The organism is Nocardioides litoris, assembly GCF_006346315.1.
GTDB classification, from domain to species: Bacteria; Actinomycetota; Actinomycetes; order Propionibacteriales; family Nocardioidaceae; genus Nocardioides; species Nocardioides litoris.
The window spans coordinates 480,161-504,287 of record NZ_VDMR01000002.1 but is presented as its reverse complement, the minus strand read 5'-3'; the positions used below and the strand labels follow the sequence as shown (position 1 = coordinate 504,287).

25 protein-coding genes are annotated in these 24,127 nt (G+C 76.1%); 15 read left to right on the top strand and 10 right to left on the bottom strand.

Annotation, left to right across the window (positions count from 1 at the left end):
* Positions 1 to 8: 8 nt before the first annotated feature.
* Both glmS and FJQ57_RS10505 read right to left on the bottom strand, forming a co-directional pair.
* Positions 9 to 1,838, bottom strand: coding sequence for a glutamine--fructose-6-phosphate transaminase (isomerizing) (gene glmS / locus FJQ57_RS10510; RefSeq protein WP_139979936.1), 1,830 nt, complete (start codon positions 1,836 to 1,838; stop codon positions 9 to 11).
* An 82-nt stretch (positions 1,839 to 1,920) separates the two neighbouring features.
* Positions 1,921 to 2,184: a hypothetical protein gene (locus FJQ57_RS10505; RefSeq protein ID WP_139979934.1), complete on the bottom strand. Its 264-nt coding sequence runs from the start codon at positions 2,182 to 2,184 to the stop codon at positions 1,921 to 1,923.
* Between the two features lie 267 nt (positions 2,185 to 2,451).
* Here FJQ57_RS10505 and FJQ57_RS23590 point away from each other — a divergent pair, with 267 nt between their 5' ends.
* The 4 genes from FJQ57_RS23590 (at position 2,452) to FJQ57_RS10490 (ending at position 5,428) form a co-directional block, all read left to right on the top strand.
* Positions 2,452 to 2,580, top strand: a complete 129-nt coding sequence (locus tag FJQ57_RS23590) for a hypothetical protein (protein ID WP_281284255.1) — start codon at positions 2,452 to 2,454, stop codon at positions 2,578 to 2,580.
* A gap of 173 nt (positions 2,581 to 2,753) precedes the next feature.
* Positions 2,754 to 3,317 (top strand): YceI family protein, encoded by a 564-nt coding sequence (locus FJQ57_RS10500; RefSeq protein WP_139979932.1) that lies wholly within the window; start codon positions 2,754 to 2,756, stop codon positions 3,315 to 3,317.
* A gap of 64 nt (positions 3,318 to 3,381) precedes the next feature.
* Positions 3,382 to 4,311 carry a GNAT family N-acetyltransferase gene (locus tag FJQ57_RS10495; protein WP_246081736.1) on the top strand — a complete coding sequence of 310 codons (930 nt, stop codon included), beginning with the start codon at positions 3,382 to 3,384 and terminating at the stop codon, positions 4,309 to 4,311.
* A 64-nt stretch (positions 4,312 to 4,375) separates the two neighbouring features.
* Complete coding sequence (locus FJQ57_RS10490; protein WP_139979929.1) at positions 4,376 to 5,428, top strand: serine/threonine-protein kinase; 1,053 nt, start codon at positions 4,376 to 4,378, stop codon at positions 5,426 to 5,428.
* Here the strand turns inward: FJQ57_RS10490 and FJQ57_RS10485 are convergent.
* Positions 5,406 to 6,752 (bottom strand): hypothetical protein, encoded by a 1,347-nt coding sequence (locus FJQ57_RS10485; RefSeq protein WP_139979927.1) that lies wholly within the window; start codon positions 6,750 to 6,752, stop codon positions 5,406 to 5,408. The two genes, FJQ57_RS10490 and FJQ57_RS10485, sit on opposite strands and share 23 nt — an antisense overlap.
* Positions 6,753 to 6,816: 64 nt before the next feature.
* On the opposite strand from FJQ57_RS10485, the gene FJQ57_RS10480 reads away from it, so the two are divergent.
* Complete coding sequence (locus FJQ57_RS10480) at positions 6,817 to 7,017, top strand: hypothetical protein (RefSeq protein ID WP_139979925.1); 201 nt, start codon at positions 6,817 to 6,819, stop codon at positions 7,015 to 7,017.
* Between the two features lie 16 nt (positions 7,018 to 7,033).
* Here the strand turns inward: FJQ57_RS10480 and FJQ57_RS10475 are convergent, their stop codons facing one another.
* Complete coding sequence (locus FJQ57_RS10475; RefSeq protein ID WP_139979923.1) at positions 7,034 to 7,402, bottom strand: MerR family transcriptional regulator; 369 nt, start codon at positions 7,400 to 7,402, stop codon at positions 7,034 to 7,036.
* Between the two features lie 69 nt (positions 7,403 to 7,471).
* Here FJQ57_RS10475 and FJQ57_RS10470 point away from each other — a divergent pair, with 69 nt between their 5' ends.
* A complete protein-coding gene (locus tag FJQ57_RS10470; RefSeq protein WP_139979921.1) occupies positions 7,472 to 8,608 on the top strand; it encodes an alkene reductase in 1,137 nt (378 codons plus the stop codon).
* Between the two features lie 4 nt (positions 8,609 to 8,612).
* Here FJQ57_RS10470 and FJQ57_RS10465 read toward each other — a convergent pair whose 3' ends face one another.
* The 5 genes from FJQ57_RS10465 to FJQ57_RS10445 are packed head-to-tail and all read right to left on the bottom strand — an operon-like array spanning position 8,613 to position 12,724.
* Positions 8,613 to 9,254, bottom strand: a complete 642-nt coding sequence (locus tag FJQ57_RS10465; protein ID WP_139979919.1) for a hypothetical protein — start codon at positions 9,252 to 9,254, stop codon at positions 8,613 to 8,615.
* 8 nt (positions 9,255 to 9,262) lie between these two features.
* A complete protein-coding gene (locus FJQ57_RS10460; RefSeq protein ID WP_170219370.1) occupies positions 9,263 to 9,970 on the bottom strand; it encodes a nitroreductase family protein in 708 nt (235 codons plus the stop codon).
* Positions 9,967 to 10,755 (bottom strand): ABC transporter ATP-binding protein, encoded by a 789-nt coding sequence (locus FJQ57_RS10455; RefSeq protein ID WP_139979915.1) that lies wholly within the window; start codon positions 10,753 to 10,755, stop codon positions 9,967 to 9,969. The genes FJQ57_RS10460 and FJQ57_RS10455 overlap by 4 nt, the downstream gene beginning before the upstream one ends.
* Complete coding sequence (locus tag FJQ57_RS10450; RefSeq protein ID WP_139979913.1) at positions 10,752 to 11,759, bottom strand: FecCD family ABC transporter permease; 1,008 nt, start codon at positions 11,757 to 11,759, stop codon at positions 10,752 to 10,754. Before FJQ57_RS10450 ends, FJQ57_RS10455 begins: the two co-directional genes overlap by 4 nt.
* Positions 11,756 to 12,724 carry a FecCD family ABC transporter permease gene (locus FJQ57_RS10445; protein WP_139979911.1) on the bottom strand — a complete coding sequence of 323 codons (969 nt, stop codon included), beginning with the start codon at positions 12,722 to 12,724 and terminating at the stop codon, positions 11,756 to 11,758. The genes FJQ57_RS10450 and FJQ57_RS10445 overlap by 4 nt, the downstream gene beginning before the upstream one ends.
* Positions 12,725 to 12,756: 32 nt before the next feature.
* Here FJQ57_RS10445 and FJQ57_RS10440 point away from each other — a divergent pair, with 32 nt between their 5' ends.
* The 8 genes from FJQ57_RS10440 to FJQ57_RS10410 all read left to right on the top strand — a co-directional run bounded on the left by FJQ57_RS10440 (position 12,757) and on the right by FJQ57_RS10410 (position 20,027).
* Entirely contained in the window at positions 12,757 to 13,698 is a 942-nt protein-coding gene (locus tag FJQ57_RS10440; RefSeq protein WP_139979909.1) for an ABC transporter substrate-binding protein, read from the top strand.
* 81 nt (positions 13,699 to 13,779) lie between these two features.
* Entirely contained in the window at positions 13,780 to 13,899 is a 120-nt protein-coding gene (gene amiA, locus FJQ57_RS23310; protein ID WP_246081735.1) for a streptamidine family RiPP, read from the top strand.
* A gap of 91 nt (positions 13,900 to 13,990) precedes the next feature.
* Complete coding sequence (locus FJQ57_RS10435; protein WP_139979907.1) at positions 13,991 to 14,695, top strand: hypothetical protein; 705 nt, start codon at positions 13,991 to 13,993, stop codon at positions 14,693 to 14,695.
* Positions 14,692 to 15,675, top strand: a complete 984-nt coding sequence (locus tag FJQ57_RS10430) for a CocE/NonD family hydrolase (RefSeq protein WP_139979905.1) — start codon at positions 14,692 to 14,694, stop codon at positions 15,673 to 15,675. Before FJQ57_RS10435 ends, FJQ57_RS10430 begins: the two co-directional genes overlap by 4 nt.
* Positions 15,672 to 17,027, top strand: coding sequence for a YcaO-like family protein (locus tag FJQ57_RS10425; RefSeq protein WP_139979903.1), 1,356 nt, complete (start codon positions 15,672 to 15,674; stop codon positions 17,025 to 17,027). Before FJQ57_RS10430 ends, FJQ57_RS10425 begins: the two co-directional genes overlap by 4 nt.
* The gene (locus FJQ57_RS10420; protein WP_170219369.1) at positions 17,024 to 18,343 is read left to right on the top strand and encodes an MFS transporter; all 1,320 of its coding nucleotides are present in this window, start codon (positions 17,024 to 17,026) and stop codon (positions 18,341 to 18,343) included. Before FJQ57_RS10425 ends, FJQ57_RS10420 begins: the two co-directional genes overlap by 4 nt.
* Positions 18,319 to 19,344, top strand: a complete 1,026-nt coding sequence (locus FJQ57_RS10415; RefSeq protein ID WP_139979899.1) for a hypothetical protein — start codon at positions 18,319 to 18,321, stop codon at positions 19,342 to 19,344. The genes FJQ57_RS10420 and FJQ57_RS10415 overlap by 25 nt, the downstream gene beginning before the upstream one ends.
* On the top strand, positions 19,341 to 20,027 hold the full coding sequence (locus FJQ57_RS10410) for a hypothetical protein (protein ID WP_139979897.1): 687 nt from the start codon (positions 19,341 to 19,343) through the stop codon (positions 20,025 to 20,027). Before FJQ57_RS10415 ends, FJQ57_RS10410 begins: the two co-directional genes overlap by 4 nt.
* Here FJQ57_RS10410 and FJQ57_RS10405 read toward each other — a convergent pair.
* Positions 20,018 to 20,611: a GNAT family N-acetyltransferase gene (locus FJQ57_RS10405; protein ID WP_139979895.1), complete on the bottom strand. Its 594-nt coding sequence runs from the start codon at positions 20,609 to 20,611 to the stop codon at positions 20,018 to 20,020. The genes FJQ57_RS10410 and FJQ57_RS10405 overlap by 10 nt on opposite strands.
* A gap of 159 nt (positions 20,612 to 20,770) precedes the next feature.
* Here FJQ57_RS10405 and FJQ57_RS10400 point away from each other — a divergent pair, with 159 nt between their 5' ends.
* Positions 20,771 to 24,100 (top strand): M14 family metallopeptidase, encoded by a 3,330-nt coding sequence (locus FJQ57_RS10400; protein ID WP_139979894.1) that lies wholly within the window; start codon positions 20,771 to 20,773, stop codon positions 24,098 to 24,100.
* Positions 24,101 to 24,127 lie beyond the last annotated feature (27 nt).

The following is a 24,127-nucleotide window of genomic DNA, read 5'->3' as shown; positions in this document are numbered from 1 at the left end:
GCGCGCCGTCACTCGACGGTGACCGACTTGGCCAGGTTGCGCGGCTTGTCGACGTCGAGGCCGAGGTGGGTCGCGGCGTGCACCGCGAGCAGCTGCAGCGGGATGGTCATCAGCAGCGGGTCGAGCTCCCGCTCCGACCGGGGTACGTCGACCCGGCGGCACGGCACGTCGCCCAGGTCGACGTCGGCGTGGGTGACCACCACGAGCGGGCCGCCACGGGCGGCGACCTCGTGCAGCGCGGCGACGTTGCGGTCGGTCAGCTCGTCGAGGGGCACCAGGGCCACGGTGGGCACCGCGGGCGAGACCAGCGCGAGGGGGCCGTGCTTGAGCTCGGAGGTCGGGTAGGCCTCGGCGTGCCGGTAGGTGACCTCCTTGAGCTTCTGCGCGCCCTCGCGGGCGACCGGGTAGCCGCGGACCCGGCCGATGTAGAACAGGCTCTCCGCCGCGGCCAGCTCGTGGGCCACCTCGGCCAGCGGCTCGGCCAGGTCGAGCGTCTCCTCCACCAGCCCGGGCAGCTCCTGCAGCGCGGCCACGATGCGCTTGCCGTCGGCGATGGAGAGGTCGCGCACCCGCCCCAGCTGCAGCGCGAGCAGCGCGAACCCGACGTACATCGTGGTCAGGGCCTTGGTCGAGGCGACCGCGACCTCGGGGCCGGCGTGCAGGTAGATGCCGCCGTCGACCTCGCGGGCGATGGCGGAGCCGACGACGTTGACCAGGCCGACGACGCGCCCGCCCTTGCGGCGGACCTCCTGGACCGCGAGCAGGGTGTCGATCGTCTCGCCGGACTGGCTGACCGCGACGTAGAGGGTGTCGGGCTCGATGACGGGGTCGCGGTAGCGGAACTCGCTGGCCGCCTCGGCGTCGGCGGGGATGCGGGCCAGCTCCTCGATGAGCGAGGCCCCCATCTGGCCGACGTAGTAGGCCGACCCGCAGCCGAGCACCTTGACCCGCCGGATGGCGCGGGTCTCGCGGGGGTCGAGGTTGAGGCCGCCGAGGTGCGCCGTCCCGAACCGCTCGTCGAGGCGGCCGCGCAGGGTCCGCTCGACGGCGGCCGGCTGCTCGAGGATCTCGCGCCACATGTGGCCCGACCCCTCCGGCACGTCGTACGACGACACGTCGACGTCGAGGGCGGCCGCGGCCCGGGGGCTGTGGGTGAGGTCGGCCCGGTCGAGCCGGTAGGTGGTGAACCCGCCCGCGGTGACGGTGGCGATCTCGCCGTCGTCGAGGTGGGCGACGGTGGTGGTGTAGCGGACCAGGGCGGCGATGTCGGAGGCGACGTGCATCTCCTTCTCCCCCACCCCGACGACGATCGGGCTGCCGAGGCGGGCGACGACGATGCGGTCCGGGAAGTCGGCGTGCAGCACGGCCAGGCCGTAGGTGCCCTCGACCCGGGCCAGCGCCTCGGCGACGCGGGCCTCGAGGGTCTCCGCGGTCGAGCGGCCGACGAGGTGGGCCAGCACCTCGGTGTCGGTGTCGGAGCGCAGGTCGACGCCGGCGGCGGTGAGCTCGGCGCGCAGGGCCGCGGCGTTGTCGATGATGCCGTTGTGGACCACCGCGACCCGGCCGGTGGCGTCGAGGTGCGGGTGGGCGTTGGCGTCGGTGGCCGGGCCGTGGGTGGCCCACCGGGTGTGGCCGATGCCGGCGCGGCCCGTGAAGCGTCCCGGCAGGGCCTCGCGCAGGTCGGCGACCCGGCCGGCGCGCTTGGCGACCCGCAGCCCGGACGGGGCGAGGACCGCCGCTCCCGCGGAGTCGTAGCCGCGGTGCTCGAGGCGGGCGAGGCCCTCCAGCAGCAGCGGTCCGGCCTGCTGGGTGCCGATGTAGCCGACGATGCCGCACATGGCGGTGCTCCTTCTGTCCTGGGTGACGGGGGCGGGATGGGCCGAGGTGGGCCGGGGCGGGCCGGGGTGGGCCGGGGTGGGCTCAGCCGTAGACGAGGCGACGCAGCTGGCGCTCGCTGAGCCGGGGGGCCGCGACGACGCGGCCCTCGAGCTCGACGGCCAGCCGGGCGAAGATCTCGGCGTTGCGGGCGCCGTAGGTCTTGAGCTCGCCGTGGCGCCGACGCACGTAGGCCCCGACCGGCTCGGCGAGGAACGCGACGACGTCGTCGACGACCCGGGCCGCCTCGGCCGGGGTGAGGCCGGTGGTCGACGCCACGTGGGCGACGAGGCGGGGATCGGCGGTCACGGCCCCACCCTGACCTCCCCGGGGTCCAACGTCCACTTTCTGCCCGAAATCGGGCAGGAGTCGCGGTCCGCGGTCCTGGTGCGGAGTGCGCGGCTCCCTGCGGCTCGACCACACGCGCCCCACCTACCAAGGGGTGGGGCGCAGCACGGTCGACGCGCCGCTGATCACCCCCTCAGGTGGGGGAGCACGGGTGATCCTGACGTCCACTGGCGTTCGCGGTGGGGATCGGCTACCTTTGGTGAACAGAAGGTGAACAGGAGGTGTCCCATGACCGACGACCGTCGCCCCCAGCTCGAGATGCGCTGGGTCCCGGTGACCGACGAGGCCGGACGCACGCGCATGGAGGCGGTCTGGTTCGAGCCGGCCCTCGTCTCCCGCGTGAGCCAGGCCGCCTGACGGCCCCACCACCCAGCAGTCCCGAGCGACGCCCCGCCGACACCGTCGGCGGGGCGTCGTCGTGCGTGGACCAGACCACTTCGGGACTTCCTCGCCACCCCGGGAACAGAAACGGACCGCGGTCCGTTCATGATGTTGATTCTTCAACCATCCCGTCTCCCGAGGAGCCCACCATGTCCTTCGACCCCGCCACCACCGTCCTGACCGACATCACCGGCGACTACACCATCGACCCCTCGCACAGCCGCGTCGGCTTCGTCGCCCGGCACGCGATGGTCACCAAGGTCCGCGGCCAGTTCCACGAGCTCGCCGGCACCGCGCACGTCGACACCGCCACCCCGGCGAACTCCCGGGTCGACCTGACCATCGAGGCCGCGAGCGTCTCCACGGGCAACGCCGACCGTGACGGCCACCTGCAGAGCAACGACTTCTTCGGCTCGGGCGACCACCCGCAGATCACCTTCCGCTCCACCGAGGTCTCCCGCGACGGCAGCACCTGGACGATCACCGGTGACCTGACCATCAAGGGCACCACCAACCCGGTCACGATCGACTTCGAGGAGGTCGGCTCGTCCCAGGACCCGTTCGGCAACACCCGCGTCGGCTTCGAGGGCTCGGTCGTCGTCAAGCGCAGCGACTGGGGCCTGACCTTCAACGCCGCGCTCGAGACCGGCGGCGTGCTCGTCTCGGAAAAGGTCACCCTCGAGCTCGACGTCTCCGCCATCAAGACCGCCTGACCGGCCGGTCCCCCCGGCAAAACCCCTGGCCGGGCGGCACCGGCGTCGGCTTCGATACCTGCTCGTGACCGACCTCCCGCTGCCGCCCGGCTGCACTGCCCGGCCGCTCACCCTCGCCGACACCCGCGCCGTCTACGAGGTCCACGCCGCCCAGGAGACCCACGACGTCGGCCGGCCCGAGATCGAGGAGGCCGACGTCGTCAGCGACTGGCAGCGGCCCAGCTTCGACGTGGCCACCAGCACGGTCGGCGTCCTCGAGGGCGACCGGCTGGTCGCCTGCGCCGAGCTCAACGCCCCCGAGCGCGCCGAGGTCGCCGTCCACCCCGACCACCGAGGCCGCGGCCTCGGCACCTGGCTGTCCGCCTGGGCGCGCGACCTGGCCCGCTCCCGCGGCGCGCGGATCGTGGGCGGCCCGGTGCCGCAGGGCTCGGCGGGCGACCGGTTGCTGACCGAGCTCGGCTACCACGTGCGCTGGACGAGCTGGGTGCTCAAGCTGCCGGAGGGCGCGACGGTCCCCGACCGCCCGCTCCCCGACGGGTACGCCGTCCGCGCGGCCGAGCCCGACGAGCTCCCCGCCGCCCACGACGTGATGGAGGACGCCTTCCTGGAGTGGTCGGAGCGTGAGCGGGAGACCTGGGACGACTTCACCGCCCGCACCACGGGTCGGCCGGGGCACGAGCCCTGGCACGTGCGCGTCGTCCTCGACGGCGACGGCACGGTCGTCGGGGCCGCGGTGCTCCAGGTCTTCGAGGGCGAGGGCGAGCACGCCGGCGAGCGGGAGGCCTACATCGCCCGGCTCGCCACCCGGGCCGACCAGCGCGGACGCGGCCTCGCCCAGGCCCTGATGGTCGACACCTTCCGGGTCGCCCGCGAGCACGGCGTCGAGACCTGCGGCCTGTCCACCGACAGCCGCACCGGCGCCCTCGGGCTCTACGAGAAGGTCGGCATGGTCGTCACCTCGACCTGGGTGCACCGGGCGGTCACGCTCACCTGAGCACCGTCGGGGACGTCGGCCCGACCCACGGTGGCCTGTCTCGAGACGACTAGCCTCTCCACGCATGGGAGAGGTGTTCGCGGGCCGCTACGAGCTGGTGGACCCGGTCGCCACCGGCGGCATGGGGGCCATCTGGCGGGTGCTCGACCGGCAGGACGGGCAGCTCAAGGCGGCCAAGATCCTGCGGCAGTCCGACGCCGGGTCGCTGCTGCGCTTCGTGCGCGAGCAGTCGATGCGCATCGACCACCCGCACGTCGTGACGCCCCAGTCGTGGGCCGGCATGGACGACCGGGTGCTGTTCACGATGCCGCTCGTGGGCGGCGGGTCGGTCGCCGACCTCGTCCGCGAGCACGGGCCGCTGCCGTGGTGGTGGGTCGCGGTCGTCACCGACCAGCTGCTCGACGCGCTCGAAGCGGTGCACGCGGCCGGCATCGTCCACCGCGACGTCAAGCCCGGCAACCTGCTGCTCGAGCCCACCGGCCACGGCCGCCCCCACCTCCGACTGACCGACTTCGGCATCGCCGCCCCCGTCGACGAGCCCCGGATGACCCGCGGCGTGCAGGCCATCGGCACGCCGACGTACATGCCGCCCGAGCAGTGGCACGGCGCCGACCCGCACCCCACGCTCGACGTGTACGCCGTGGGCCGGGTCGTCCACGAGATGCTGCTGGGCCGGCGGCCGGCCGACGAGGACGACCCGAGCGCGGCCGTCACCGGCCCTGCTGGGGCACCGGGCGACCGGCTGCTCGGGCTGGTCTCGCTGCTGACCCGGCCCGACCCGGCCGAGCGCCCGCAGACGGCGACCGAGGCGCGCGGCCTCCTCGCCGGCCTGGTCGCGGCGGCGGAGCCGCAGCCGGGCGACGCGCCGGTGGTCGTGCCCGACCGGTTCCCGCAGGAGACGCTGCCCGACTCCCCGCGCGGACCGGCGCCCGGCTTCCCGCCGCCTCCGCCGACTCCGCCGCCCCCGCCGGGCCGCGGCACCCGGGGCACCCAGGTCCTGGCGGCCGACCCGGCGGCCCCGCCGACGGCCGCGCGGCCCTCGGCCCTGCCGGGTGTCGCCCTGGTGGTGCTCGGGCTGGTCGGGCTGGTCGTGGCTACCTGGCTGCTGCTGGGCTGACCCGCCGACGCAGCAGCACCCCACCGGCGCCGAGGCAGAGCAGGCTGACCAGCGCGAGCGCCCCACCGGCGGCGCGGCGTGCCGAGGAGCCGGCGCCGCCCTCGCCCGGGCCGCGCGGCACGCCGGCCACCTCGGCCGACCACTGGCCGTCGCCGAGGAGGTAGGGCGTCGCCGGGTCGTAGTCGTCGGGGCCCGGGCCGCTGTCGGGCGCCTGGACCGTCGTCGCGAACGACGGCGCGCCCTCGGGGTCGCCCTCCACCTCGACCCCGATCTCGACCGGTACCTCCAGCGCGTCGCGGTCTTCGGGCGCGGCGGCGACGGCGAGCGAGAACCAGTAGTCACCGGGGACGGTGACCGGGCTGCCCTCGAAGCGGGCGAGGTAGGCGACCGGGACGGTGCCGTCGTACAGCGAGATGGCGTCGGCGCCCCAGGTGACCTGGGCCTCCTCGCCCTCGGCACCGCCGTCGAAGCTGTTGCGCAACGGGTCGAAGAGGGTGAGGCTCACCGTCGGGCCGGCGCCCCCGAACGACTCGACGGTGGCCTCGTCGGCCGCCGGCAGCTCGGCGCGGACCGCGAGGGACTGGCCCCAGTCGAGGCGCACCCGGTAGAGCCGCTCGGTGCCCTCGGGCAGCGCGTCGGCGTACGAACCGGGGGCGAGGTCGGGGGCGCCGTCGAAGGACCCCGCGCCGGCGACCTCCTCGCCGTCACCCACGTCGGGCGTGGGGGCGATGGTCTCGGTCGGGGGCGTGGGCAGGTCGGGCTCGGCGCTGCGCACGGGCGCCTCCTCGACGACGCGGAGCGCGAACGGCACCTCGCCCTGCGCCGACGAGGCGGCGCGGTCGACCCGGATCGCGAGCGTCTCGGCCGTGAGGCAGGGGTCGTCGCGCTCCCCGAACGTGCCGTCGGGGGCGACGACCGAGGCCCCGAAGGCGGAGAACGCGACCGGGTAGCCGGCGGTCGAGGTGTCGCTGCCGCACTCGGTGGTCCCGGCGCGCACGGCCACGCCGATCGAGTCCGAGGACTCCGGCGAGGTCGCGGTGACCGCGACGAGGACGGCGCTGCCGGCCATCGTCCGGCGGTAGGAGAACCAGCGTGCGTTGCTCGGGTCGCCGCCCGGTCCCTCGAGGGAGTCCGACCAGAGACCGGCGGTGACCTCCGTCGGGGTGCCGGGGTCGCTGCTGCCGGCCCGGGGCGTGCCCCCGAGGTCGACCGGCGTCGCGGTCGGGCCGGTCGAGGCCGCCACCGCCGCGACGGCCCACGACGGGAGACCCAGCAGGGCCGCGCCGACGAGCGCCGCCGCCCTGGTCGTCCCCGGTCGCACCACGGCGCGGAATCTACCCGCCCCTGCGGGCGTCAACCGGCCCGCGGGACCCGGCTAGCGTGGCGGGATGAGCGAGTCGGACCAGGAGCGCCAGGCCGAGCACGACCGGATCGAGTCGCGGGCCGAGCTGCTCGACGAGGAGCGGGCCGTCGGCAGCGACGACCCCGAGGCGCAGGCCGAGGCGGTCCTGGCCGAGTCGGACGAGCGCGTCGACGACCCCGAGGGCACCCGCCTCGAGTCCACGCAGACCCCCGACCCCCGGGGCTGACCGGGCCTGACCGGGCTCAGCCGGCGGCCGGGGCGGCCAGGTGGCGCTCGCTGCAGGCGATGACCTCGGCGAGGGTCTCCCGGGTGCGGACGAGCTCGTCGACGTGCTCGCCCAGGCGCGCGTGCTCCTCGCGCAACCGGTCGAGGGTGGACCGGGTCGTGGCCTCGCTCGGCGTCTCGACGCACGGGAGCAGGTCGACCAGGACGCGGCTGCTCAGGCCGGCGGCGTACAGGCGCTGGATCCAGGCGACCCGGTCGACGGCGGCGTCGTCGTAGAGCCGCTGCCCGGCGGGAGAGCGGTCGCTGTGGAGCAGGCCCTGCTCCTCGTAGTAGCGCAGCGAGCGCTCGCTCGCCCCGGTCTGCCGGGCCAGGTCGCCGATCCGCACGGGTGGTCCGCCTCTCCTCGTCCGCCAGGACTTGCCCCTGACGTCAGTGTCAGGGGTGAGCGTAGACCCATGAGCAACGACGACCACCCGTCCCCGTCCGCCCCCGCCGCCGCCCCCACCGGCGCCGACGCCCTGCTGGAGCCCGTCACCGTCGGCCGGCTCCGCCTGCCCAACCGCGTCGTCATGGCGCCGATGAGCCGCGTGCGCGCCACCGCCGACGGGCTGGCCACGCCCTTGATGGCGACCTACTTCGCCCAGCGGGCCTCTGCCGGCCTCATCGTCAGCGACGGCGTCCAGCCGAGCCTGGTCGGGCAGTCCAACCCCGGCACGCCGGGCCTGCACACCGACGAGCAGGAGGCGTCATGGCGACAGGTCACCGGGGCCGTCCACGACGCCGGGGGCCACGTCGTGGCCCAGCTCATGCACGGCGGCCGGGTCTCGCACCCCTTCACCACCGGCCACCAGCCCGTCGCCCCGTCGGCGGTGCCCGCGACCGGGCAGACCTTCACGCCGCGCGGGCCGCAGGACTTCCCCGTGCCGCGCGCCCTGGCCACCAGCGAGGTGGCCGAGCAGGCGGCGTCGTACGCCGAGGCCGCGGTGCGCGGCGTGCGGGCCGGGTTCGACGGGGTCGAGCTGCACGGGGCCAACGGCTACCTGGTCGCGCAGTTCCTCTCCGACGACGCCAACCTGCGCACCGACCGGTACGGCGGGTCGACGACCGGCCGGATCCGGTTCGCCGTCGAGGCCGTCGGGGCCACGGCCGACGCGGTCGGCGCCGACCGGGTCGGCATCCGGCTCTCCCCCGGCTCCGGCATCTGGGGCGCCCACGAGACGGCGCCGCTCGAGACCCACCTGGCCCTGCTGGCCGAGCTGTCGCGCCTCGACCTGGCCTACGTGCACCTCGAGGCGACGTTGCCCGACGACGACCTGCTCGCGCTGCGCCGCGCCTGGGAGGGGGTGCTGGTGGTCAACCCGGTCCACCCCGCCTCGCCGGTGCCCGCGGGCCGCGACGACGCGATCCGGTGGCGCCGCCTCGGGGCCGACCTGGTCAGCCTGGGCCGGGCGTTCATCGCCAACCCCGACCTGGTCGAGCGGCTGCGCCACGACCTGCCGCTGGCTGCGGCCGACCCGGCGACCTACTACACCGGCGGCGAGCGGGGCTACCTCGACTACCCGGCCCTCGGCGAGAGGCGCCGGGCTGGCTGACCGGTCAGCCGGCCGGACCCACCAGCGGGACGCCGGCGTCGAGCTCGACCGTGGTGACGACGTCGGTGACCGAGGGCCGCTCGGGGGTGGAGGAGAAGCCGAACCGGGGCGGGGGCGAGACGGGACGCAATTCGCCGAGGTCGGCGCCCTCCCAGCGGCCGGTCGCGGCGGTGACGGCGCGGTTGCCGGTGGCGCCGTACCACTCCGTTCGGTCGCCGGTGTCGCCGCGCGTGCGCACGCCGTCGAGCACGACCCGGGCCACGACGTCGGTCAGCGCGCACCACCACGGGGCCTCGGCGACCCGGCGCGGCACGAGGCGCAGCAGCCCCCCGAGCAGGGTGGTGCGGCCGACGGTCAGGTCGAGCTCGAGCGAGGCGCCCCGCACCCGCCACCGCCCACCCTCGACCGACACCGCGAACGGCTCGACCCGGATCTCGTCGAAGTCGTACGTCGCGGCGACGAACCGCGCCACGTCGGGCGACGGCGCCAGCAGCAGCCGGTGGCCGTCGGGCCGCTCGACCATGGCGTCGGCGAAGGTGCCGAGCGGGCTGTCGAGCCAGCGGCCGACGACGACGCGGGTGCCCTCGGTGGTGCCGACGCCGGCGATCTGGCCGCGGAAGCGGGCGCGGCGGCGGTCGGTGGGCACTCCCCGAGTCAACACGCACGACCGGTACCCACCGGCCGGCGGGCGGAGCGGCTCCCGGCCGGCGCCTCGGACAGCGCGACCAGCACCGCGACAAAGGCCTCGCCGTCACGGTCGTCGAGGTCGAGCAGCCGGGCCCAGGCGGCGTCGTCGTACCCCGCGACGGGGCAGGTGACCAGACCGAGGGCGGTGGCGACGAGGAGCACGTTCTGCAGCGCGGCGCCGGCGTCGAGGTGGACGGTGCGGTAGTGCCGGGGCGGGTAGCGTCCGGCGCTCGGCGCGAGGTCGGCGACCAGCGCGAGCCACAGCGGCACCCGCGGCGCGAACGCCGGCTGGTCCACCGCCCCCGCGACGTATGCCGCCGTGGGGCCCCGCCGCACGGCGACCAGCCCCGGCAGCGGGAGCCGGAGGTCGGCCCGGTCGACGCCGTCGGCGGTGACCAGGTAGGCCCGCACCGAGGGCAGCCCGCCGGCGCGGGGAGCGGTGCCGACGCCGGCGCGCAGGAGGGCGGCGACGGCGGCCGGGTCGGGCGCGGGGCCGAACCGGTAGCGCGAGCGCCGGTCGGCCAGCGCGGTGCCGAGCGCGCCCGGCACCGGGGCCGGGTCGGCCAGCGGCCGGGTCGACCCGGGAGCAGCGAGCGGCGGGAGCAGAGCCGGGTCGGGCGTGCGGGGGACCGCCGTCGCGGCCAGCGCCCGGTGCACCTCGTGGGCCAGGCTCACCGGGCCACGAACCACGGCCGCCCGGTCACCGGGTCGGGCACGACGACCGCGTCGACGTCGAACACCTCGCGCAGCACCGGGGGCGTCAGCACGGCCGTGGGCGGCCCGTCGGCGCGCACGGTGCCGTCGCGCAGGGCGACCAGCCGGTCGGCGTACCGGGCGGCCTGGTTGAGGTCGTGCAGCACCATCACCACGGTGATGCCGTGCTCGTCGCACAGGCCGCGCACCAGCCGCATGAGGTCGATCTGGTGGCGCACGTCGAGGTAGGTGGTGGGCTCGTCGAGCAGCAGGATGCCGGTCTGCTGGGCGAGCGTCATCGCGATCCAGGCCCGCTGCCGCTCGCCGCCCGAGAGCGAGTCGAGGCGGCGGTCGGCGAGGTCGAGCAGGCCGGTGAGCCGCAGCGCGCGCTCCATGACGGAGTCGTCGCGGCGGCGCATCATCGCCCAGGGGCCGAGCTGGGGGTAGCGGCCCTGCTCGACCACCTCGCGCACCGTGGCCCCGGCGGGCACGACCGCGGTCTGGGGCAGCACCCCGAGCCGCCGGGCCACCTCGACCGAGCTGCGGGCGGTGATGGGCTCGCCGTCGAGCAGCACCCGTCCGCCGCGGGGCGGGAGCACCCGGGCGAGCGTCATGAGCAGGGTCGACTTGCCCGACCCGTTGGGTCCGACGAGGGCGGTGACGGTACCGGCCTCGACCGCGAGGTCGAGGGCGGGCACGACGGTGGTGCGGCCGTGGCCGGCAGCGAGGCCGTCGCCGGCGAGGACGGTCGTGGTGGGCGGGGTCATGCGCGCTGCTCCCTGCGGACGAGGCTGACGAGGACGGGGGCGCCGATGAGCGCGGTCACCGCGCCGACGGGCACGCCGGAGACGTCGGTGGCCAGCCCCGGCACCTGCACCGAGACCGAGAAGGCGACGAGGTCGGCCAGGCTGAGCAGCAGCGCGCCCAGCGCGGCCGCGACCGGCACCAGCACGCGGTGGTCGGCGCCCACGAGCAGCCGGCCGATGTGCGGGGCGACGAGCCCGACGAAGGCCACCGCCCCGGCGGCGGCCACCGCGGCCGCCGCGCAGGCCACGGCCACCAGCAGCACGACGGCGAGCAGCGGTCCGGGGCGGAGGCCGAGGCCGACCGCGGCCGCCTCGCCGAGCGACCAGGCGTTGAGCCGCGAGGCCAGCGCCCAGGCCACCGGGAGCAGGGCCAGCCACGGCCACAGCAGCGCCCAGTCGGTCGGCGTGCGGGCGTTGAGCGAGCCGACCAGCCAGCGCAGCACCGTGCCGAGCGGCGCGGAGTCGACCACGAGCAGCAGCGAGGTCACCGCGGCCAGCACCGCCCCCAGCAGCACCCCGGTCACGGCGAACGAGCGCCGCCCCACCGCCCACAGCACCGCGCCCGTCGCGAGCGCACCGACCAGGCTGGCGACGTACGCCCCGCCCTGGCCGAGGTCGGGCGCCAGGACCAGGGTGGCGACGACGGCCAGCGCCGCGCCCGCGCCGACGCCGGTCGTCGACGGCTCGGCGAGCGGGTTGCGCACCACGGCCTGCACGAGCACCCCGGCCACGGCGAGCAGCGCACCCGCGGCCAGCCCGACCAGCACGCGTGGCAGGCGGTGGTCGAGCACCACGACGGTGTACGCCGGCTCGCTCGCCCGGCCCAGCAGCGCGGCCACGACCTCCGCGGACGGGATGCTGCTGCGGCCGGTCAGCAGGTGGGCCAGCACGATCACGGCCCCTGCCAGCAGGGCGACCGCGCCGAGGGCCGACAGGCCGGCGGGGCGCCGCAACGCGGCCCTCACGCCCGGCTCCGCAGCGCGAGCACGAGCGCGGGCACGCCCACGAGCGTGGTGGCCACACCGACAGGCACCTCGACCGGGTAGATGACCAGCCGGGCCACCTGGTCAGCGCACAGCAGCAGGGCCGCGCCCACCGGGACGACGGCGACCAGCACCCGGCGGGTGGCGACGGTGCGCGCCAGGCGCCGCGCCAGGTGGGGCGCGAGGAGCGCGACGAAGGCGACCGGCCCGCAGACCGACGCGACCGCGGCGGCGAGGACAGCGGCCACGACGACCGCGAGGACGCGGGTGCGGGTCACCGCGACCCCGAGGCCGGCCGCCACCTCGTCGCCGAGCGTGAGGGTCTCGACCCGGCGGGCCAGCAGGGCGGCCGCGACCAGGCCGACGAGCAGCCAGGGCGCGACGGCCTCGACGTGGGTCCAGCCCCGGGCGGCCAGGCTGCCGAGCAGGTAGCGGAAGAGCACCACGACGTTGCCCTGCGTGCCGAGGCCGACGACGGCGACCACCAGGCCGCCGCAGGCCGCGGACACCGCGGCCCCGATGAGGGCGACGTGGTCGGGCGAGCGGGTGCGGCCCATGGTGAGCACCACGAGCGCGCCGGCGACGAGCGCGCCGGCCAGGGCGGCGTACGGCAGGAGGACGACGGGCACGGCAAGGCCGAGCACCACGACCGCCGCGGTGACGACGGCGGCGCCGGAGGAGACGCCGAGCAGCTCGGGGCCGGCGATCGGGTTGCGCAGCACGTCCTGCAGCAGGAGGCCCGCGACCCCGAGCGCACCGCCGGCCCCGACGGCCAGCACGGCGCGGGGCAGCCGGCCCTCGACGAGCAGGACGTGCGCGGGGTCGGCCGGGTCGAGCAGCGCCCGCACCGCGGCCACCGGGTCGAGCACCGGTCGGCCCAGGCACAGGCCGGCGAGGAGACCGACCACGAGACCCAGCGGCACGGTCGTCTTGAGAATGACTATCATTTCGGCGCTGATCGTCCACCAAGGAGAACCTCGTGCGCAAACACACCCCCGCCCTGGCCCTGGCCGCCCTCCTCCTCCCCGCCGGCCTCGCGGCGTGCGGATCGCCCTCGGAGGGGTCCGGCCCCGCACCCTCGTCCGCACCCGGCGCCGGGCCCGTCAGCGCCACCGACGACACCGGCACCGAGGTCTCGCTCGACCAGCCGGCCGCCCGGATCGCCTGCCTGACCATGATCTGCGTCGACGCCCTGACCGAGGTCGGGCTCACCCCCGTCGCCTACCGCGAGCCGCTCGCGCTCGACGAGCGGTACGCCGGGCCGGACGCCGACATGCGGGAGGTCACCGGCGGGTTCGGCGAGGAGAACGTCGAGGACGTCGCGCTCTCGACGCCCGACCTGGTCGTCGGCCTGGCCGGCGCCCAGGACGGGCTCCGGGAGGCCGTGGAGCGGTCGGCGCCGCTCTTCCTCGTCGACCCCCGGTCGTGGGAGGACTCGGTCGCGTTCCTGCGCACCGTCGGCGACCTGACCGGCACGCGCGAGCGGGCTGACGAGCAGGCGGACGCGTTCACCGAGCGGGTCGAGGCGGCGGCCGCGGAGAGGAGCGCGCTGACCACGCTGTCGATGTTCGGTGAGCCCGGCAGCCTGGGCGTCGACTCCGTCGAGACGCCGGTCGGCTCCCTGCTGGCGGAGGTCAGCGACTACCCGTGGCCCGCGGCCGCCGACCCGTTCGCCCCGGTCTCGGTCGAGCAGGTCGCCGAGGTCGACCCCGACGTCGTGTTCGCCCAGGCCTTCTCGGCCTCCGACGACCAGGAGCCGCTGTCGCAGCGGCTCGCCACCGACCCGACCTGGGCCCAGCTCACCGCCGCCCGGGAGGACCGCGTCGTCGAGGTCGAAGCGCCGGTGTGGGCCACCGGTCGCGGCACGATCTCGCTCGGCCTGGTGCTGGACCAGGTCGAGCAGGCTCTCGGCGAGTCTTGAGAATGATTCTCAACAACGTTACTGTCCGGAGCGCGGTCCGGCTCGGGCCGTGAACCATCCATCGCACCCCAAGGAGAAGCCGTGAACGACCTCTTCAGCCCCCTCGCCCCGCGCGTCCAGCTCTCGACCCACAGCGCGGGTCACTCCAACGCGCTCGTCGAGAACCCCTTCGACGAGGTCGAGGGTCCGCAGGCCGGCTGAGGCCACCCCGGGACCGGCCCCCCGCACGCCTCCGATCGTGCGGGGGGCCGCCCGCGTCCCCTGCTCCCCCGTGTCCGCTCGAGGAGGACCCGTGACCGTGACCAGCCCGACCAGCCCCACCACCACCCCCCGGCTCCGCACCGACGTCGGCCTCTGGACCGTCGCCGACGGCCACGTGCTGCGCGTCGGCCGCAACCACCACCGCGTGCACCTCGACGACCTCGACGCCGAGGCCCTCCTCGACGCCCTCGCCGACGGCGGCAACCCCGACTCCGACCGGGCCCGCCGCGCCCTCGACGCCCTCACCACCGAGGGCCTCGTCGACCCCCCGCCCCCGCGCCGCACCGTCGTCGGCACCGGGCCGCTGGCCGCAGCGGCGCGCGGCGCACTGGCCCGGGCCGGAATCGACGCCGGGGATGACGACGACGGCCCCCTGCTCGTCGCCGCCGACGACCCCGCGCCCGGCGACCTCCCGACCGACCCGGGCTCCGACGCCTGCTGGCGCACCGGCGACCTCGTCCTGCTCGCCCCACCCGCGGTCTCGGCCCACGACGTCGCCGCCCGGCGGGCCGCGGCCACCCGCCACCGCGACCACGACCCGGCGCTCCGCCCCGTCCCGGGCGGGCGGCGCCTCGCCGGACCCGTCTCCCCCGCCGGCCTCCACCTCGCCGCGGCCGTGGTCGCCGCCGAGCTGCTGCGACCCGACCGGGCGCCGTACGACGCTGTGGCCGTCGACCTGCTGGGCCTCACCGTCACGCGCCACCCGGTGCTGCCGGTGCCGCCCGCGCCGGCGTGACGTCCCGCGGTGCCGCCACGGTCGGCGGCCTGGCCACCCGCGCCTGGCTCCCCGAGCAGCCGCGCGCCGTGCTCGTCGAGCGCACGCCGTACGGCGCCGCCGCCCGCGTCGCCGAGGCCGCCGGCTGGGCGGACCACGGCGTCGGGCTGGTCGTGCAGGACGTGCGCGGGCGGCACGGGTCACCCGGCGCCTTCCACCCGTACGCCGAGGCCGCGACCGACGACGGCCCGACCCTGCTGCGCTGGGTGCGCGACCGGGTCGACGCCCCGGTCGTCCTCCTCGGCACGTCGTACGGCGCCCACGCGGCCCTCGCGACCGCGACCGCCGTCGGCCCGGGACCCGACGCACCCGAGGGGGTCGTCGTCATGGTCCCGGCCCTCGGGCTCGGCGAGACCGCCCGCACCCGCGGCGGCGTGCTGCAGCTGGCCTCCCGGTTGGGGTGGTGGCTGGCCCACGACGTCCGCCGCCCCTGGGCCGACGTGGTCACCGCCCGCCGCCGCGACGCCGACCGCGCCGCGGAGGTCGGCGCGCTCCGCACCCCGCTCCTCGCGATCGGCGGCGCGGCCGACCACTTCGGCCACGACACCGTCGACCTGTGGTCGGCCTGGGGCGGTCCGGCCCGCCTCGCCCTCGGCCCCTGGGACCACGGGCTCACCGGCGCCCGTCGGGCCGGCCGGGTGCTGGCCTGGCTCGACGCCGTGCTCGCCGGCACCCCGCCCGACGACGGCACCCGTCCGCCGCTCGCCGTCGTCCACGTCGACGGCGCCCGTCCGACCGACCAGTGGTGCGCCTCTCTGCGCCGCCGCGCCGACGGCGTCGAGGTCGCCCACGGCGCGGCCCGCGGCGGGCGGGTCGAGCTCGGTCCGGTGCTCGACCCCGGACCGTTCGACGTGCACCTGGCCACCGACGACTTCCCCCGCTGTGCCCGCGCCGGCCACCCGGCCCGCCGGGTCCCCGAGCACCGCCTGGAGATCGCATGACCGTGGCCACGCTGCCCGTCGACCACCTCGTCGACCCCGAGCTCGGCGTCGTGCTCGGCCTGCACCCGGTCGACCGGGTGCCCGGCCTGCCCGCGTCGTACGTCGGGCTGACCGCCGAGGTCGCCGACTCCCGCGTGCACGGCAACTGGCCCAGCGACCGGGTCTCGCTCGGCACCACGTTCGGCGACCTCCCCGGCGCCCGGATCGCCGCGATCGGCGAGGCCGTCGAGCGCTACTGCGGCAACCACGTGCCCGGCGGCCTGCGCCGCGCCACCGCCCGCGAGCTCGCCGCCGAGGGGCGCCGGGTGCTCGGGCCCGACGACCTGCGGTTCTTCGCCGACTGGCAGCACGACCAGCCGGGCTTCCCCTTCGCCCGGTTCACCGACGACGTCGAGATCGCCTGGACCGAGGGCCGCTCGGCCCCCCATGGCGAGGCCGTGCTCGTGCCCGCCTCGTGGGCCCACCTCAACTGGCGCACCGGCGCGCGGCGCACCGACCCCTGGCTGCACCACGTCAACTACGCCGGCATCGCCACCGGCCAGGGCCTCGCCGACGCCGCCCGCCGCGGCCTGCTCGAGCTGGTCGAGCGCGACGCGCTGTCGCTGTGGTGGCACCTCGGCCTCGACGCCCCCGGCCTCGACGCCGGCTCCGTGCCCGGCCTGCTCGACGACCTCCTCGACGACGAGGGCCGGGCTCGGCTCGAGGTGCACCTCCTGGCCCTCCCCTCCTGGTACGCCGTCCCGGTGGTCGCCGCCGTCGTGCACGACCGCCGGACCGGGATCGTCGCGGGCGGGTTCTCGGCCAAGCTCGACCCGGCCGAGACCGCGCGCAAGGCCGTGCTGGAGGCCGTGCACAGCTGGGTGTTCACCCAGGGCCTGCTCGAGCCCGACGGGTGGGTCTTCGGCGCGATCGCCGAGGGGGTGCTGTCCGAGGGGCTCTACCTGCCGCACCGGCCCGACCGCGACTACCTCGCCGTGGCCGGCCCTCGGCAGGAGCGGGTGCGCGACCTCGGCGCGCAGGCCCAGGTGTGGCTCGACCCCGAGGTGCAGCGACGCCTGCTGCCGCGGTTCACCGCGCCGGCGACCACCGTCGCCCTCGACGCGCTCCCGGTCGGCACCGAGGCCGGGCTGCACGCCGCGCTGGCCGCGGCCGGCCACGAGGTCGTGGTCTGCGACCTCACGACGCCCGACGTGGCCCTCACCCCGCTACGGGTCGCCCGGGTCTGCGCGACCGGGCTGGTGCCCAACGCCCCGGCGGCGTTCCCCTACTACGGCCTGCCCCGCTGGACCGAGGTCGGCGGGCGGCCGCCGACCCCGGAGTCCCTCCTCCTGCTGCCCCCGCCCAGCCTGTGAAGGACCAGGGCCCCGACTCGGCGCTCGCCGACCCGACCTACCGCCGCTTCCTGGCCGCCCGCACGGTCGCGATGGCGGGCAACGCGCTCACCCTCGTCGCCCTGCCCGTGCTGGTCTACCGGCTCACCGGCAGCGCCGCCCTGACCGCGGCCGTCGCGGCGCTCGAGACCGCGCCGTACGTCGTGGTGGGACTGCCCGCGGGCGCGCTGGTCGACCGTTGGCACCGGCGACGCGTGATGGTCACCTCGGCCGCGGTGAGCGGTCTCGCCCTGCTGACGGTGCCGCTCGCGGACGCGCTCGGCGCGCTGACCTTCGCCCAGCTGGCGGTGGTGGCCACGACGGTCTCGACGGCGTTCGTCTTCGCCGACGCCGCGACCTTCGGGGTCGTGCCGCAGATGGTCGGCCGCGAGCGGGTGGCCTCGGCGACCTCGGTGCTGGTCACCGTCGGCACCGCGATCGGGCTGGTCGGGCCGCTGGTCAGCGGCGTGCTGGTCACGGTCACCTCGCCCGCCCTCGTGCTCGGCCTCGACGGCCTGGCCTACCTGGCCTCGGCCGCGGTCCTGGCCCGGTTGCGCTGGCCGGGCAGCGAGACCACCGCCGCCCCGGGGGCCGATCGCCGGCTGCGCGCCGAGGTCGGGGAGGGACTGCGCTACCTCTGGTCGGTCCCGGTGGTGCGCTGGCTGACCGTCCTCGGCGCCGGCAACAGCCTGGCCGGCGGCGCGGTGGCCGGCCTGCTGGTCGTCGTCGGCGTCGAGCAGCTCGGACTGGCCTCCGACTCCCCCGCCCTGGGCTGGTTGTTCGCCGCGGGCGCGCTCGGCACCTTCGCCGCCAGCCTGTCGCTGCCGCGGCTGCAGCAGCGGCTGGGCGTCGGGCTCATCACCACCACCGGGTACGCCGTCGCGCTGGCCTGTGTGCTCGGCCTGTCGTTCGCCGGGTCGGTGGCCGCGGCCCTGCCGCTGCTGGTGGTGCTCAACTTCGCGGCCACCAGCCTCGTCGTCAACGGCATCGTCACCCGCCAGGTCGTCACGCCCGACCACCTGCAGTCGCGGGTCGGCACGACCGCCCGGCTCATCGCCTGGGGCGGCAGCCCGCTCGGTGCGGCGCTGGGCGGCGTCGTGGCCGGGCTGGCCGGCACCGAGTGGGCGCTGCGGGTCGCCGCGCTCGGCCTGGCGGCCAGCCTGGTCGGGGCGGTGCTGGCCGGCGTACCCCGGTTCCCGCGGCTGGACGACCTGCGCCGACAGGCGACGGGGGCTGCGGTTGAGCCGGAGGCTCCGGGGGCACCGTCCCCGTCGTGCTCCGACGCCGCCTCCCCCTGATCGCCACCGCGCTCGTCGCGGTCCTGGTGCTCGCGGCCGTCGCCTGGTTCGTCCGCCCCCTGGTGGTGCGCGACGACCGGGCGGTCGACGCCGCCCGTCGCTACGCCGACCTCCTGGCCCGGGGCGACGCCGACGCCGCCGCCGAGGTCTGGGCGATGACCGTCACCGGCGAGCCGGGGGCGCTGCGCGAGGCGAGCCGGCTGCTGCCGGAGGCCACCGAGCACCTCGAGGTCGTCTCGGTCGGCGACGCGCGGGCGGCCGACGACGTCGCCGAGGTGCCCTACGACCTCGGGCTCGTCGACCCCACCGGCGTCGAGGTCCGCTACCGGCTCGGCGAGGAGGAGCACACCGGCACGGTGGTGCTCGCCCGCCCCTCCGACCTGTCCGGCACCGGCGTCGGCGACTGGGTCGTGGTCGCTCCGCTCGTCGGGTCCGTCGACTGGGGCAGCGCGGGCTCGATCGACCCGTCCACCGACGCCTACGTCGCCGGCACCCGCATCGAGCGCCGGCCGGGCTACCTCGGCCCCAGCACCGACGAGCAGGTCCAGCCGCTCTACCCGGCGACGTACCCGGTGCAGCGACGGCTCGACCCGTGGTTCGCCGGACCCGACGCCGAGGTGACGGTCACCGCCGGTGACCCCGTCGAGCCGCCGACGACGCAGCTGGCCCCCACGGCGAAGGCGCAGGCGTGGCTGCGGCGGTCGGTGTTCGACGAGATCCGCGGCTGCGCCTCCGGCGTCGACCTCTGCCCGGCCGAGGACCTCGCCGAGGACCGCGGCATCCAGCCCTACGCCAGCCAGGACTGGTGGCGAGGGCTGGTCCGCGCCCCCTCCGTCGAGGTCGGGGCCGACGGCATCACCATCACCGGGGGCGTCCTCCGGCTGGCCGGGCCGCGCGGGGTCCAGGACGTGCCCTTCGACGGCACCGCCCGCACCGTCGTGGACAACCAGTCCTGGAACGTCTACCCGACCGACATCGTGCTCGAGGAGGCCCGCCCGTGACCCCGACCCCACGTCGCCTGGTGGCCGCGGCCGCCGCCCTCGCCGCCCTGCTGCCGCTCTCCGCGTGTGCCGAGGACGACGGCGCGCAGGACGACCGCGCCGCTGCGCTCGCCGTCGCGCGCGACTACCTCGACGCCATCGCGGACCGCGACCCCGAGGCCGCGAAGGCCCTGACCTCCGGCGGGGGTGGCACCTCGCTCGGGGGCGCCCAGGTGGCCAGCCAGCTGGCCTCGGCGGAGGTGGCGATCACCGACCCGTGGGCGACGGTCGCGGGCCCCGTCGACGGCACCCCCGGCCGCGCCCGCGCCGACGCCTACCGGATCGACGCGTCCTGGACCCTCGACGGCCTGACCGGCGGCGGCTCGTTCACCGTCGCCGCGGTCGGCACGACCTGGCGCGTCGTCGAGCCCCTTGCCGTCAGCGCTCCGGTGTACGGCGACGGCAGGTCCGTCGACCGCGGCCGGATCGGCGACGTGGTGGTCAGGTTCGGGGCCGGGTCGTCCGCCGAGGTCGTCGGCTACCCCGGCGTCTACCTGTTCGAGGCCGACGACCCGGCCGCCGACGTCGCGCCGGTGCGGGTCGTGCTCGGCGCCGCCTCGGCGCCGCAGTGGTGGGAGTCGCTGCGCCGGCTGCAGCCGCGCTCGGAGGCGCCGGTCCCGCCCGGCACCACCCGTCAGCCCTGAGTCGCGCGGCGCATGACGATCCTCGGCCGCCCGCTGCCGGTGGCGTCGGTGGTGCCGACGACCTCGAACCCGGCCCGCGCGAACATGGCCCGGGTGCCGACGAAGGCCATCGTGGTGTCGATGCGCTCGTCGTCGCCCACGTCGACCGGGTAGGCCTCGACGACGGGCGCGCCCCGCGAGGCCGCCCAGGCGACCGCACCCTCGATGAGCGGCGTGGTGTGCCCGCGGCGGCGGTGCCCGCCGCGCACCACGACGCAGACGATGCTCCACACCGGCACGTCGTCGAGGGGCCGGATCACCGTCGACCGGACGAGCCGGCTGTTGTCGGCCCGTGGCCCCAGGCTGCACCAGCCGACCGGCACCCCGTCGGCGTACCCAACGACACCGGGCGGGTGGCGCCGGTGGCCCAGCGCCCGAGCGGCGCGCTCGCGGCTGCCCTGCCCGAGCTCCTCGATCTCCCCCGCGGTGAGGCGGTGGGACAGGCACCAGCAGTGGGTGGCCCGGCGGCGGGGGTTGACCACGTCGGCGAAGTCGTCGAACCGGTCGGGAGTGACGGGGTGCGTCTCGAACGCGACGACGGTCATCGCGACGTCCTACCACGACGCGGGGCCCGGACTTCTGTGTGAACGACATGTAAAAGCACCGCGGGAACTGCTGTCGCCCGTGGTGATTGTCAGGCAATGTGTGCGCCACCGGGCTCCGCCCGGCCCCCTCTCGCAACCCGCGCACAGAATCGAGCCCCCGTGAGGACACCCCGCGCCGTCATCGGCGTGACCAGCCTGGCCGTCGCCGCCACCATGGCCGCCGGACCCAGCGCCATCGCCGAGCCGTCGTCGCCCGCCCCGGCGGCGCCGGCCGCCGACCCGACCACCGGGGGCCGAGGCGCCGGCACCGCCACCCGCGTCGCCCCGCCCAGCAAGGCCGAGGTGGTCCGCCAGGCCGCCGAGACCGCGGTCGCCGGCGACCCGATCCAGATGCCGTCGTCCTACCCCTACCAGCCCAAGCTGCGGTTCTTCCGGGCCAACAACGACGACGCGGCCTACACCGCAAAGCTCATCAGCCACGCCGACCTGGCGCCGCGCCTGACCGAGCTGATGGCGAAGAGCGACCGCGTCTCGGTGCAGGTCGTCGGCCAGTCGACCGAGGGACGCGACCTCTACCTGGTCACGCTGACCGCGGCGGAGGACGAGGCCGAGACCGCGCAGCAGGCGGCCTGGAAGGACGCCATCAAGAACGACCCCGACGCCGCCAAGGCCGACACCGCCCTGGCCAACGGCTACAAGACCCCCGTGTGGATCAGCAACAACATCCACGGCAACGAGTGGGAGGGGACCGACGCGGCGATGCAGTACATCGAGTACCTCGCCACCGCGCCGATCTCCGAGGTCGGCAGCATCCTGGCCAACAACCGGCTCTACTTCTCCCCGTCGCTCAACCCCGACGGCCGCACCAACGCCACCCGGGCCACCGCGCTGGGCCTCGACCCCAACCGCGACATGATCACCAACACGACCCCGGAGACCCGGTCGTTCATCCGGCAGGCCCAGGCCATCCAGCCGATCTACGCCGCCGACTTCCACGGCTACACCAGCGTCCTGCAGATGGAGCCCTGCGGCCCGCCGCACGGCTCCAACTACGAGTACGACCTGATCATGCCGCACAACTACGCGCTGGCCCTCAAGGTCGAGAAGGACGTCGTCGCGGCCGACATCCCCGACAACACCTACTACGACACCGCCACCGGCCGGGCGACGACCACCAAGACCGGCAACATCAAGATCCCCTACCGCGACACCCCCGACGGCTGGGACGACTTTCCGCCGATCTTCACCGCGCAGTACGCGATGTTCTACGGCGCCGCCGCCGCGACCGTCGAGCTCCCGCTGGGCCGGGGCGCCAACAACGGCACCCGCCAGACGCCGGAGCGGGCGGTCACCAACACCGCCGTCGCGCTGCAGACGATGAAGAGCATCGTCGGCTACATGAACACCGCCGGCAACGCCAAGGAGATGATCGGCAACCAGATCGAGGCGTTCCGCCGCGGCACCGCCGGCGAGCCCAAGAAGGCGCTCACCGTCGCCGACGTCGGCGCCGTGCCCGGCCCGACGCAGTGGCGGTCGCTGTGGGACGTCGTGGACAACCAGGACACCATCAGCCTCCCCCGCGCGTACGTCGTGCCGCTCGGCTCCCGGCAGCGCTCGGCCAGCGACGCCCGCGACCTGGTCGCGCAGCTGCTCAAGCACGACATCGAGGTGCAGCGCCTGACCGCCCCGGCGACCATCGGCGGCACGACCTACCCGGCCGGCTCCTGGGTCGTCGACATGCACCAGCCGCTGCGCGGCCTGGCCAACGCGCTGCTCGACCTCGGCGAGGACATCTCGGCCAAGGTCCCCTCGATGTACGACGTCTCGGCGTGGTCGCTCGGCAAGCTGTGGGGCGCCACCGTCGACAAGGTCGGCTCGACCACCGACGCCCCGATCGGGGCCACCGAGCCGGTGACCTCGCTCGACGCGCCCACCGCGCCCGTCGAGTCGTCGTACACGACCTTCGACCTGGCCGGTGTCTCCGACTACCGCGTCGCCAACGACCTGCTCGAGTACGGCGTCAAGGTCTCGATGCTCGGCGACGGCTCGGTCGTCGTCGACCGGGCCGGGTACGCCGCCGCCACCGCCGCGGCGGAGGAGAACGGCGTCGACCTCGAGACCGCCGACGCCGCCGACCTGGCCGCGCTCGACGACGCCACGACCAAGCCGCTCGACGACCTGTCGATCGCCTACGTCGGCACCCAGGACGACCGGCTCTCGCTCACCGAGCTCGGCTTCGACGACCTCAAGCCGGTCACCGCGGCCCAGCTCAACGCCGCCGGCGCCGGCACTACGCAGCTGGCCGGGGTCGACGTGCTGTGGATCGGGTCGTCGTTCGCCGACGTGGCGCCGTCCAACCAGAACCCGGCCGGGCTGAACCTCGAGGCGGCCCGCCAGGAGCTCAAGGCCTACGCCGACCGCGGCGGGTCGATCCTCGGGCGCGGGTCCAACGCCTTCAACGCCGCCAAGGCCGCCGGCCTCCTGACCGGCACCGCCGTCAACGGCAACAGCAGCGGCAACGGGATCGTCGACGTCGACACCCCCGCCGGGTCGGTGCTGGCGCCGTACGCGCAGGAGACGTCGTTCATCTACCCCGCCGCCTGGTTCACCGGGCTGGGCGCGGAGACGAAGGTCGAGCAGACCTACGACGCCACCAAGCCGTTCCTGGCCGGGCACTGGCGCCAGACGGCACCGACCACGACCAACCCCACCCCGGCACCCAACGGCCCCGACGCCGCCAAGGGCCAGGCCGCGGTCGTGTCCTCGGAGAACGCCACCACCGGCGCCAAGTCGCTCGTCTTCGGCACCTCGGTGTTCTTCCGCACCTACCCCAAGGGCGGCATGAGCCAGGCCGCCCGGGCGCTGTTCTGGGCCGGCCCGGAGGGTGCGGCCGTGGTCGCACCGAGCAGCACGACCACGACGATCGCCCCGGTCACCACCGTGCGGTTCCCGCAGGCGCCCACGGTGACCGTGACGACCGACGCCGGCGCGGGCGACGCGACCGTCGAGGGCACCGTCGAGCTGCTCCGCGACGGGGCCGTCGTCGCCAGCGGTCCCACCTCCGGCGGCACCACCACCCTCGCCGTGCCCGGCCTGCGGCCGGGCACCTACCAGCTGACGGCCCGCTTCACGCCGTCCACCGCCGGGTACGACGGCTCGACCAGCTCGCCGGTCACCGTCACCGTCCGCAAGGCGGCCGCCTCCCTGGCGGTCAAGGCCAAGCGGCTGCCCAGCAAGCCGAGGTTCGCCAAGGGCCGGGTCGAGGTGACCCTCCGCCTCTCCGTGCCGGGCGTCACCGGCGCCTCGGGTGGCGGCTTCGTCCGGATCACCGGACCCGGCGGCCTCTCCCGCACCGTCGCGGTGCGGGCCGGTGTCGCGCGCAAGGTCGTCGTCCGCCTGCCGCGGGGCCAGCGCACGGTGACCGCGACGTACCAGGGCAACCCGGACGTCGAGCGGGCCACGGCCCGGACCACCGTCCGGGTGCGCTGACCGACCTGCACCACCCGCTCCACCTGC